A 10,615-nucleotide genomic window follows, 5' to 3' on the forward strand; every position below is an offset into this window, starting at 1 on the left:
AATCGCGTCAACTACTTTTTTCGCTTTTCTTTAAACTTTTTATCTTGGCGCTGCTTGATGCTCGCCTGGACAAATCATTCAAAACCGTCACTTCCCCACCCGCTTCAGCCCGCAACTTTCGCTTCGTTCTTCACTCCGCTTTCTGCGTTGCTTCAGCAGGGGGCGAACTATAGCAATGGCCCCATTCCGGCGCAAGTACTTTTTGAACCAAACTGAAAAATAATTTATGACGGCCCCTTCCGGGTCCTGAAGGATCAGCGCAAACCCGCGGCCAGCTTGCGTTACAGGATTGCACCTCGCGGCAAACCCCAGAAAGACTAAATGCCCGCCCCTTGCGGGGCGGGCATTCGACCAGGCCATTACCGCAGACAGGGATGCTTCGATCAGCCGTTCCTGAAGGTCGGCGCGCGCTTCTCGATGAACGCCTTCATGCCCTCTTTCTGGTCTTCGGTGGCGAAGCAGCTATAGAACAGCGCCCTCTCATATTTAAGTCCGTCCGTCAGGGTCGACTCGAAGGCGCGATTGACCGAGTCCTTGACCATCATGGCGACCTGGCGCGGCATGTCGCAGATGGTGTTGGCGGCAGCCAGCGCTTCTTCCATCAATCTATCGGCCGGCACCACGCGCGAGACCAGCCCTGCCCGCTCGGCTTCCTGGGCGTCCATCATGCGCGCGGTCAGTGCCAGGTCCATGGCCTTGGCCTTGGACACCGCGCGCGGCAGGCGCTGGGTGCCGCCGGCCCCGGGCACGATCCCGATCTTGATCTCGGGCTGTCCAAAGCGGGCATTGTCTGCGGCGATGATGAAATCGCACATCATGGCCAATTCACAGCCGCCACCCAGGGCAAAGCCGGCCACCGCTGCAATCACGGGCTTGCGCACGCGACGGATGGTTTCCCAGTTACGGGTAATGAACTCGCCGTTGAAGACATCCATATAGGTCAAGTCGGCCATGGCGACGATGTCGGCGCCGGCGGCAAACGCCTTTTCGCTACCGGTGACGATCATGCAGCCGATCTGGTCGTCGGCGTCGAATGCCAGCAACGCCTGGCCCAGCTCGGTCATCAGCGTGTCGTCGAGTGCGTTGAGTGCCTTGGGGCGGTGCAGGCGGATCACCCCCACCCGGCCCTGGACTTCCACCAGGATATGTTGATAGGTCATGGAGTCTCCTTATAGGTAAAGCTGCAATAACAGTGCGCCGGGCATCAGAATAATCAAGAAATCTGACTTGGCGCAACGCGTGACTGGAATTCCATGCGGGCAAGCCAGTCACAGCATATAGTGGAAGCAGCTCTTCCCCTATATATAAGGAGGCTCTCATGTTCAAGACTATCCTGGTACCCACGGACGGCTCAGACCGCTCGGACAAGGCCATCGCCACCGCCGTGGACTACGCCCGCAATTGTGGCGCCAGCATCATCGGCATTTCGGTGGCCGAACCCTACCCCTTTTCACCGCTGGCCGAAAGCTCGATGGCCATCGATCCCAGCCTGTACGAAGAAAACGTGCGCACGCTGGCCGAACAGCACGTCAAGAAGATCAGCGATGCGGCCGCAGCGGCCGGGGTACCCTGCCAGACCGCTACCGTGCTTTCCTTTTCGCCGGACGAAGAAATCATCACTGCCGCCAAGAACTACGGCTGCGATGTGATCTTCATGGCCTCGCACGGGCGCAGCGGCATCTCGCGCATGTTCCTCGGCAGCAAGACCCAGAAGGTATTGGCCAATTCGACCATCCCGGTGCTGGTGTTGCGCTGACTGGGCACGACCACGCGGCAAAAACGCCTGGCTCCCGTGAGGGGACCAGGCGTTTTACCTGCAGCAATGCCAACGCCGGGCGAAAGCGCACGAACGGCTAATTACCGGCCGCGGCCGGCACATTCATCCCCTTGGGCAACAATATCCACATGGCGCCGCGTTGCTTCATCGCGCCGGCCATGTCTTCAGCCTCGTCACCAAAGCCCCAGAAGTAATCGGCCCGCACGACGCCACGAATGGCCCCGCCCGTGTCCTGCGCCACCACCAGTCGCTGCAGCGGCCTTTCGCTGTTGGGCAAGGTGGTGGACAAGAACACCGGCGCGCCCAGCGGCACATGCTGCGGGTCGACGGCGATCGAACGCTGCGGGGTCAAGGCGATGCCCTGCGCGCCCTTGGGCCCCTTGGACGGATCCGGCAGTTTTTCTTCCTTGAAGAACACATAGCTTGGATTGCTATTGAGCAATTCTTCCTTGCGCGCCGGATTGGCCTTGACCCAGGCCTTGATGTTCTGCGCCGAGGCTTGCGATAACTCCATTTCACCCTTGTCCACCAGGTAGCGCCCGATCGACTTGTAGGGTCGGCCATTCTGGTCGGCGTAGGCCATGCGGATGGTTTCCCGCGTCTCGGGCAGGTAGACCCGGCCCGAACCCTGCACCTGCAGGAAGAAGGCCTCGACCGGATCGTCCACCCACACCAGCTCGCTGCCGGCCAGCGCATTGGACTGCATCAGCTCGGCCCGGCTGGGGTAAGGCACCACCTTGCGTCCCGCGATCTTGCCGCGCAGGCGCAGGTTCTTCAATTCCGGATAGGCCGACGCCATGTCGATCGTCAGCAGGTCGTCCGGCGCCTGGTACAACGGCGTCTGGTAGGGCCCGCCACGACGGCGCGAACCCTTGAGCAAGGGCTCGTAGTAACCGGTCACCAGGCCGCTGTCGCTGCCATCGGCGTTGAATAACTGGTACGGCGTGTAATAGGTTTCGAAGTAGGCACGCAGCAGGCCCGCATCGGCCGCGTTGACCTGCTGGGCCGCGCCACAGGCAGCGCGCCATTCGGGCTTGCGGATCATCACCGAACAGGACGATTGCAGCGCCGGCCAGGCTTCGCGCAGGTCGTCGCGGTTCCAGCCGGGCAGTTGCGCGAAGCTGGTCGCGCGCATGGTCGGGCCCGGTGGCGTGCCGGGCTTGGTAGGCGCGGGGGCGCCTGCGGTGGTGGTACCGCTCGACGAAGGCGGCGTTGTCTGGCAGGCTGCCAGCAGGACGGCGACCGAGACGGTCGATATGGTTACACTAAGGCGCTTGATAAAGTTGTTGCTCGGCAAACGGTTCAATGACATCGGAGACTAATTCATATGTTGTGGTTGATCTTGGAAGCCTGCGGCGCCCTGCTGCTGCTGGTGTTCATCGTCTGGTGGACCATGTTCTCCGGCCGCCGGGGGCACGACGAGCGCCAGGCGCAGGCGGACCCTACCGAAGACAGCGGCAAGCAGTAAAAAATCCTTGGTTCAGCCAGGGATGGCGTGCGCAGGGTTCAATGCAAGGTACGCGGCAGCGACAGCACGAACTCCGGAATACGCACGTCGAACTGCTCGCCGTCCTCGGCCACGCAGAAGTATTCGCCGTGCATCGAGCCCTGCGGCGTCTTCATGGCGGTGCCGCTGGTGTACTCGAACTGCTCGCCGGGCTGCAGAAAAGGCTGGTGACCGACCACTCCCAGGCCGCGCACTTCTTCCACATGGTTATTGGCGTCGGTGATGATCCAATGGCGCGATATCAGTTGCGCGGCGATGGTGCCGCTGTTGACGATACTGATCGCGTAGGCGAACACGTAGTGCGAGCGAGACGGATCCGACTGCTCTTCCAGGTACTGGGTCTTGACCGTCACTGTCAGCTCATACACTGCCATTTGGATATCCTGGGTTATCGTAAGTTTATCGATGCCGATGCCGGCACCGGGCGCCACCCCGGGATTGCACACGAATTCGGCATACAGCGCAAGCAAGGCCGGCCCATCGCCGCGGCGCGAGGGAGTAGAATAACGCCTTTTGCAGCCGCCCGCGCCCGCAATCCGTCGGCGACCCCGGGTGGCCGCCGTCGATCAAGCCATCATTTCGCCCAGCCATGCCGACCTACCGTATCGCCCCCAGCATCCTTTCCGCAGACTTTGCCCGCCTGGGCGAGGAAGTACGCAATGTCGTCGCCGCCGGCGCCGACTTCATCCATTTCGATGTGATGGACAATCACTACGTCCCTAACCTGACCATCGGCCCGATGGTCTGCGAGGCGATCCGCCCGCATGTGCAGGTGCCGATCGACGTTCACCTGATGGTCAAGCCGGTGGATCGCATCATCCCCGATTTTGCCCGTGCCGGCGCCAACCTGATCACTTTCCATCCCGAGGCATCCGAACACATCGACCGCTCGCTGCAGCTGATCCGCGACCACGGCTGCAAGTCGGGCCTGGTGTTCAACCCCGGCACGCCGCTGCATTACCTCGATCACGTCATGGACAAGATCGACATGATCCTGATCATGTCGGTCAACCCCGGCTTCGGCGGCCAGTCGTTCATTCCCGAGGCGCTCAACAAGATCGCCGAGGTCCGCCGCCGCATCGATGCCTCGGGCCGCGACATCCTGCTCGAGGTCGATGGCGGGATCAAGGTCGAGAACATCGCTGCGGCTGCCCGTGCCGGTGCCGACACCTTCGTGGCCGGGTCGGCCATCTTCGGCAAGCCCGACTACAAGGCCGTGATCGACGCCATGCGCGCCGAGCTGGCCGCTCTCTGACCCTCTTTTACGCTGACCATGACCAAGCTCGTCCACATCAAGGCGGCCATCATCGACCTCGACGGCACCATGCTCGACACCGCCGGCGACTTCCATGTGGCCGTCAACCGCATGCGCGCCGAGCTCGGCCTGTCGCCGCTGGCGCAGGAAACCATCGTCAACTTCGTCGGCAAGGGCACCGAAAACCTGATGCGCCGGGTGCTGGCGGTGGATTACGGCGAGGACGAAGCCGAACAGTACTTCGACCGGGCGCTGGCGTCCTATACCGAGCACTACCTGGCCATCAACGGTGACTTCGCCGACCTGTATCCGCAAGTCAGGCAAGGCCTGGAGGCAATGACCGCCAAGGGGCTGCGGCTGGCCTGCGTGACCAACAAGCCGATTGCGTTCACCCTGCCGTTGCTCGAAAAGAAGGGGCTGCGCGGCTTTTTCGACGTGGTATACGGCGGCGATTCACTGCCACGCAAGAAACCCGACCCGATGCCGCTGTTGCAGGTATGCCAGGACTTCGGCCTGGCGCCGGCGCAGGTGGTGGCCATCGGCGACTCGTCCAACGACGCCCAGGCGGCAAGGGCGGCCGGTTGCCGCGTGCTCAACGTGCCGTACGGCTACAACCACGGCGAATCTATACACGACGTCGATTCGGATGGTATAGTTCAGACGCTTCTCGAAGCAGCGCAGCAAATCTCGACCGACTGACACCTGTCGTCGGCCGGCCATCACTCCAGATCGCGACCACACATCAATGTTTCGCAACAACAAACGCACCGCCCAACATACAGCCGCCCCTGAGGCCTGGCTGTGGCGACGCTGGCAATTCCAGGCTCAATAAGAAGCCTCGCCTCCGGCCGCGCCTGCGCGTCGGAAGTTGTTGCAACATCGTACCCCCCAGTTTCAAAAGACACGCCGGTCGACGCCGGCAAAGCCATCAACGACACCGTCGACGAGAGTCCGCTTTCGCCCTGCCCGCTCGCGCACGCCGCCAGCGGGAAGCGCTTGCAGCGTGTTCTACAATGACGGTCAGGAGCCCACATGACAGAACTCGAATTCAAATCGCTGGCCGCCGAAGGCTATAACCGCATTCCGCTCATCACGGAAGCCTTCGCCGACCTGGAGACACCGCTGACGCTGTACCTCAAGCTGGCACAGAGCCAGCAGACCGGTCGCAACACCTTCCTGCTGGAGTCGGTGGTCGGTGGTGAACGCTTCGGCCGCTATTCCTTCATCGGCCTGCCGGCCTCGACCAAGATCCGCTGCACCGGCAATCGCATCGAAGTGCTCAAGAACGAAACGGTGATCGAGACCGCCGAAGGCAATGCGCTGGAATTCATCGCCCAATACCAGTCGCGCTTCAAGGTCGCGATCCGCCCCGGCATGCCACGCTTCTGCGGCGGCCTGGCCGGTTATTTCGGCTACGACGCCGTGCGCTATATCGAGAAACGCCTCGAAAAGAGCGCCCCGCCCGATACCCTGGGCCTGCCCGACATCCAGCTGCTGCTGACCGAGGAACTGGCGGTCATCGACAACCTGTCCGGCAAGCTGTACCTGATCGTCTACGCCGACCCGACCCAGCCCGAAGCCTATTCCAAGGCCCGCCAGCGCCTCAGGGACCTGCGCGCCATGCTGCGCCGCGCCGCCGATGCCCCGGTCACCACCGGTTCGGTGCGTACCGAGACCATCCGCGAATTCCCCAAGGCCGACTACCTCAAGGCCGTGGCGCGTGCCAAGGAGTATGTGATGGCTGGCGACCTGATGCAGGTGCAGATCGGCCAGCGCCTGCGCAAGTCGTATGTCGATTCGCCGCTCATGCTGTATCGCGCGCTGCGCTCGATCAATCCATCGCCGTACATGTATTTCTACAACTTCGGCGACATGCAGATCGTTGGCTCCTCGCCCGAGATCCTGGTGCGTAACGAAGCCATCGGCCCCGACCAGAAGAAGATCACCATCCGCCCGCTGGCCGGTACCCGGCCGCGCGGCTCGACCATCGAACGCGACGAGCAACTGGCGCGCGAGTTGCTGGCCGACCCCAAGGAAATCGCCGAACATGTGATGTTGATCGACCTGGCCCGCAACGACATCGGCCGCATCGCCGCCACCGGCAGCGTCAAGGTCACCGACCAGATGGTGATCGAGAAATATTCCCACGTGCAGCACATCGTGTCCAACGTCGAGGGCATCCTCAAGCCGGGCATGTCCAACCTCGATGTGCTCAAGGCTACCTTCCCCGCCGGCACCCTGTCGGGTGCGCCCAAGGTGCGCGCCATGGAAGTGATCGACGAACTCGAACCGACCAAGCGCGGCATCTACGGCGGCGCCTGCGGTTACCTGTCGTTCGGCGGCGAGATGGATGTCGCCATCGCGATCCGCACCGGCGTCATCAAGGATGGCACGCTCTACGTGCAGGCCGCCGCCGGCATCGTGGCCGACTCGGTGCCGGAGATGGAATGGGAAGAGACCGAAAACAAGGCGCGCGCCGTGCTGCGTGCCGCCGAGCAAGTTCAAGATGGCCTGGATGGAGAAATCTAAATGCTGCTGATGATCGACAACTACGATTCGTTTACCTATAACCTGGTCCAGTATTTCGGCGAGCTGGGTGAAGAGGTGGTGACCATTCGCAACGACGAGATCACGCTCGACCAAATCACGGCCATGAAGCCCGAGCGCATCTGCCTCTCGCCCGGACCTTGCAGCCCGAAGGAAGCCGGCATCTGCGTCGACCTGCTCAAGCACTTCACGGGCAAGCTGCCGATCCTGGGCGTATGCCTGGGCCACCAGGCCATCGGCGAAGCATTCGGCGGCAATATCGTGCGCGCCAAGCAGGTCATGCATGGCAAGACCTCGAAGATCGCCCACACCGGCGTGGGCGTATTCAAGGACCTGCCCTCGCCCTATACCGTGATCCGCTATCACTCGCTGGCCATCGAGCGCGCCACCTTGCCCGATTGCCTGGAGGTGACCGCCTGGACCGACGACGGCGAGATCATGGGCGTGCGCCACAGGCAGTTCGACCTGCAGGGCGTGCAGTTCCATCCCGAATCGATCCTGTCCGAACACGGACATGCATTGCTCAAGAATTTCCTGACCGGCAGCGCCCACGCGTGATGCCTGCAACCAACGGAACCCAAGTCATGGCCATCACCCCGCAAGAAGCGCTGCTGCGCTGTATCGAACACCGCGAAATCTTCCACGACGAAATGCTCACGCTGTTCCGCCAGATCATGAGCGGTGACATGTCGCCGGTCATGATTGCCGCCCTCACCATGGGCCTGCGGGTGAAAAAGGAAAGCATCGGCGAGATCGCCGCCGCCGCCCAGGTGATGCGCGAATTCGCCACCAAGGTGCCGATGGCCGATACCACCGGCCTGCTCGACATCGTCGGCACCGGCGGCGACGGTGCCCATACCTTCAACATCTCGACCGCCTCGATGTTCGTGGCCGCGGCCGCCGGTGCGCGCGTGGCCAAGCATGGCGGACGCAGCGTGTCGTCATCCTCGGGCAGCGCCGATGTACTCGAGGCGCTGGGCGCCGACATCAACCTGCAACCGGAACAAGTGGCGCAGTCGATTGCGCAGACCGGCATCGGTTTCATGTTCGCGCCCAACCATCATGCAGCGATGAAGCACGCCGCGCCGGTGCGCAAGGAACTGGGCGTGCGCACCATCTTCAACATCCTCGGGCCGCTGACCAACCCGGCCGGCGCACCCAACATCCTGATGGGCGTGTTTCATGCCGACCTGGTCGGTATCCAGGTACGGGTATTGCAACGCCTGGGTGCGCAGCACGCCATCGTGGTCTGGGGCCGCGACAACCTCGACGAAGTCACCCTGGGTGGCGCCACCATGGTGGGGGAGCTGGTCAATGGCGAAATCCGCGAATACGAGATCCATCCCGAAGACTATGGCCTGTCGATGTTCGCCAGCCGCAACCTGCAGGTCGCCAACGCGGCCGAGTCGAAGCAGCGGATATTCGAGGCGCTGCGCGGCGAACCCGGTCCGGTCCACGATATCGTACTGATCAATGCCGGCACGGCACTGTATGCCTCCGGGCGGGCCGACTCGATCGCCGAAGGATTGGAGCTGGCGCGCGCGGCCATCGCCAGCGGCGCCGCCCGCGCCAAGCTCGACCAGTTCGTGCAGGTCACCCGCCAGTTGGGCGGCAAACTCTAATCCAGACGGGAAAACCATGTCCGATATCCTCCGCAAGATCCTCGACGTCAAGGCCGACGAAGTCCGCGCCGCCAAGCAGCAGCAAGACCTCGCCAGCCTGCGACGCGAGGTCGAATCCGACAGCGAGGCGCGTTCCGAACTGCGTGGCTTCGAAACCGCGCTGCGTGAGAAGATCGCCGCCGGCCAGGCGGGCGTGATCGCCGAGATCAAGAAGGCCTCGCCGTCCAAGGGGGTGATCCGCCCGGACTTCCATCCGGCCGACATCGCGGTGAGCTATGCCCGCCACGGCGCGGCCTGCCTGTCGGTGCTGACCGATGAGAAGTTCTTCCAGGGCGCGCCCGACTATCTCCGGCAGGCCCGTGCGGCGTGCGCCCTGCCGGTCATCCGCAAGGATTTCATGGTCGATGTCTATCAGCTCTACCAAGCACGCGCCTGGGGCGCCGACGCCATCCTGCTCATCGTGGCCGCACTGGACCACGGCCTGATGGCCGAGCTGGAAGCCTGCGCCCACGAACTGGGCATGGCGGTGCTGGTGGAAGTACACGATGAAGCCGAACTGGACGCTGCCCTGAAGTTGAAGACCCGGCTGCTGGGCGTGAACAACCGCAACCTGCGCACCTTCGACACTACCCTCGAGACCACGCTCAAGCTGCTGCCGCGCATCCCCGAGGACAAGCTGGTGATCACCGAGTCGGCCATCGCCACCCCACAGGACGTCAAGCGCATTCGTGAGGCCGACGTGCACGCGTTCCTGGTGGGCGAGGCCTTCATGCGGGCCAAGGAACCCGGCGAAGAACTGGCACGACTGTTTGCATAAGGCCAGGCCTTCGCCGCTGCCGCGGCGGGGGTGCGTGGGCATGCCGCCGCCTTGACGACACCGGTGACGCGGTCCGTGGCAACCAATGGCTGGCACCGGGTCCAAGCTGCACTCAGGCCGAGAAACCGCCGTCGATGCTCAGGCTGGCGCCGGTGATGTAGCCCGCTTCGGGCCCGGCCAGATACGCCACGAAGCTGGCGATTTCCTCGACCTTGCCGTAACGCGGCAGCGCCATCAAACCCTTCAATGTCTCGGCGAAATCGCCGCTGGCCGGATTCATGTCGGTATCGACCGGGCCCGGCTGCAGGTTGTTGACCGTGATGCCACGCTTGCCCAGGTCACGCGCCAGTCCCTTGGTCAGGCCCACCAATGCGGCCTTGCTCATGGCATAGGCGGCGCCGCCTTCGAATGGCATGCGTTCGGCATTGGTGCTGCCGATGCTGATGACGCGGCCCCCTTCCTTCATGAATCGTACCGCCTCCTGGGTCGCCACGAACACGCTGCGCACATTGACGGCCAGGGTGCGGTCCAGGTCTTCCAGCTTGAAGTCATCGACCGGGCCCAACGCCAGCACGCCGGCGTTGTTGACCAGGATATCGAGGCCGCCGAAGGTCTCCGCGGCAATGCTGATGGCCTGCTTGAGCGCGCTGGCGTCGGCGCTGTCGGCCTGGATCGCCAGCGCCCGACCGCCGGCGGCTTCGATCTGGCTGACCAGATGCTGCGCCGGCTGGGGCGACGTCACATAGGTGAAGGCTACCGTGGCGCCATCGGCGGCGAGACGCTTGACGATGGCCGCGCCGATGCCGCGCGAACCGCCTTGCACGAAGGCAATCTTGTTGGCCAGCGATGGAGTGGATGCTTGATTCGACATGATCTTGCTCCTTTGGAGTGGGGAAACCCGGATGGGGTGAAGCAAGTATCGATGTTTAATTATGGATCGACTAGCCGGCAATCACTATCTTCTTTTTAAACCAATGGTTTAAAATCTCTGCCATGGAATCCATGGTCAGCATCGAATGCTTCGTCAACACGGCCGATACCGGCAGCTGATACCACCGACTCAGATCGGAAGAGCGTCGTGTAGGGAAAG

The 10,615-nt window shown here is 62.8% G+C and carries 13 protein-coding genes; 9 read left to right on the plus strand and 4 right to left on the minus strand.

Translation table 11 applies throughout. From position 1 onward, the window contains the following. A partial coding sequence (locus PMI40_RS24480) for a hypothetical protein (RefSeq protein WP_238540991.1) occupies window positions 1-216 on the plus strand: 216 nt, incomplete at its 5' end. Window positions 217-383: 167 nt separating this feature from the next. On the opposite strand, the gene PMI40_RS20550 is transcribed toward PMI40_RS24480, so the two are convergent. Next, on the minus strand, window positions 384-1,160 hold the full coding sequence (locus tag PMI40_RS20550; RefSeq protein ID WP_008119360.1) for an enoyl-CoA hydratase: 777 nt from the start codon (window positions 1,158-1,160) through the stop codon (window positions 384-386). A 158-nt stretch (window positions 1,161-1,318) separates the two neighbouring features. Here PMI40_RS20550 and PMI40_RS20555 point away from each other — a divergent pair, with 158 nt between their 5' ends. Continuing rightward, a complete protein-coding gene (locus PMI40_RS20555; RefSeq protein WP_008119362.1) occupies window positions 1,319-1,756 on the plus strand; it encodes a universal stress protein in 438 nt (145 codons plus the stop codon). A 97-nt stretch (window positions 1,757-1,853) separates the two neighbouring features. Here the strand turns inward: PMI40_RS20555 and PMI40_RS20560 are convergent, their stop codons facing one another. After that, window positions 1,854-3,089 carry a murein transglycosylase A gene (locus PMI40_RS20560; protein WP_008119364.1) on the minus strand — a complete coding sequence of 412 codons (1,236 nt, stop codon included), beginning with the start codon at window positions 3,087-3,089 and terminating at the stop codon, window positions 1,854-1,856. 15 nt (window positions 3,090-3,104) lie between these two features. On the opposite strand from PMI40_RS20560, the gene PMI40_RS24295 reads away from it, so the two are divergent. After that, the gene (locus PMI40_RS24295) at window positions 3,105-3,245 is read left to right on the plus strand and encodes a hypothetical protein (RefSeq protein ID WP_008119365.1); all 141 of its coding nucleotides are present in this window, start codon (window positions 3,105-3,107) and stop codon (window positions 3,243-3,245) included. 38 nt (window positions 3,246-3,283) lie between these two features. On the opposite strand, the gene apaG is transcribed toward PMI40_RS24295, so the two are convergent. After that, window positions 3,284-3,658 (minus strand): Co2+/Mg2+ efflux protein ApaG, encoded by a 375-nt coding sequence (gene apaG, locus PMI40_RS20565; protein ID WP_008119367.1) that lies wholly within the window; start codon window positions 3,656-3,658, stop codon window positions 3,284-3,286. A 215-nt stretch (window positions 3,659-3,873) separates the two neighbouring features. Between apaG and rpe the strand changes: the two genes are divergently transcribed. From rpe to trpC, 6 genes are all read left to right on the plus strand, one after another. Further along, on the plus strand, window positions 3,874-4,539 hold the full coding sequence (gene rpe, locus PMI40_RS20570) for a ribulose-phosphate 3-epimerase (RefSeq protein WP_008119369.1): 666 nt from the start codon (window positions 3,874-3,876) through the stop codon (window positions 4,537-4,539). 18 nt (window positions 4,540-4,557) lie between these two features. Then, a complete protein-coding gene (locus PMI40_RS20575; RefSeq protein ID WP_008119371.1) occupies window positions 4,558-5,238 on the plus strand; it encodes a phosphoglycolate phosphatase in 681 nt (226 codons plus the stop codon). A 333-nt stretch (window positions 5,239-5,571) separates the two neighbouring features. Then, window positions 5,572-7,068, plus strand: coding sequence for an anthranilate synthase component I (trpE, locus tag PMI40_RS20580; protein WP_008119373.1), 1,497 nt, complete (start codon window positions 5,572-5,574; stop codon window positions 7,066-7,068). Further along, window positions 7,069-7,644: an aminodeoxychorismate/anthranilate synthase component II gene (locus PMI40_RS20585; protein WP_008119375.1), complete on the plus strand. Its 576-nt coding sequence runs from the start codon at window positions 7,069-7,071 to the stop codon at window positions 7,642-7,644. Between the two features lie 26 nt (window positions 7,645-7,670). Continuing rightward, entirely contained in the window at window positions 7,671-8,708 is a 1,038-nt protein-coding gene (gene trpD / locus PMI40_RS20590) for an anthranilate phosphoribosyltransferase (protein WP_008119376.1), read from the plus strand. A 16-nt stretch (window positions 8,709-8,724) separates the two neighbouring features. Beyond that, a complete protein-coding gene (gene trpC / locus PMI40_RS20595; protein ID WP_008119379.1) occupies window positions 8,725-9,525 on the plus strand; it encodes an indole-3-glycerol phosphate synthase TrpC in 801 nt (266 codons plus the stop codon). Between the two features lie 112 nt (window positions 9,526-9,637). On the opposite strand, the gene PMI40_RS20600 is transcribed toward trpC, so the two are convergent. Next, window positions 9,638-10,396, minus strand: coding sequence for a 3-oxoacyl-ACP reductase family protein (locus tag PMI40_RS20600; RefSeq protein ID WP_008119381.1), 759 nt, complete (start codon window positions 10,394-10,396; stop codon window positions 9,638-9,640). Window positions 10,397-10,615: the final 219 nt, after the last annotated feature.

Origin of the sequence: Herbaspirillum sp. YR522 (assembly GCF_000282575.1) — a bacterium.
GTDB lineage: Bacteria > Pseudomonadota > Gammaproteobacteria > Burkholderiales > Burkholderiaceae_D > Herbaspirillum.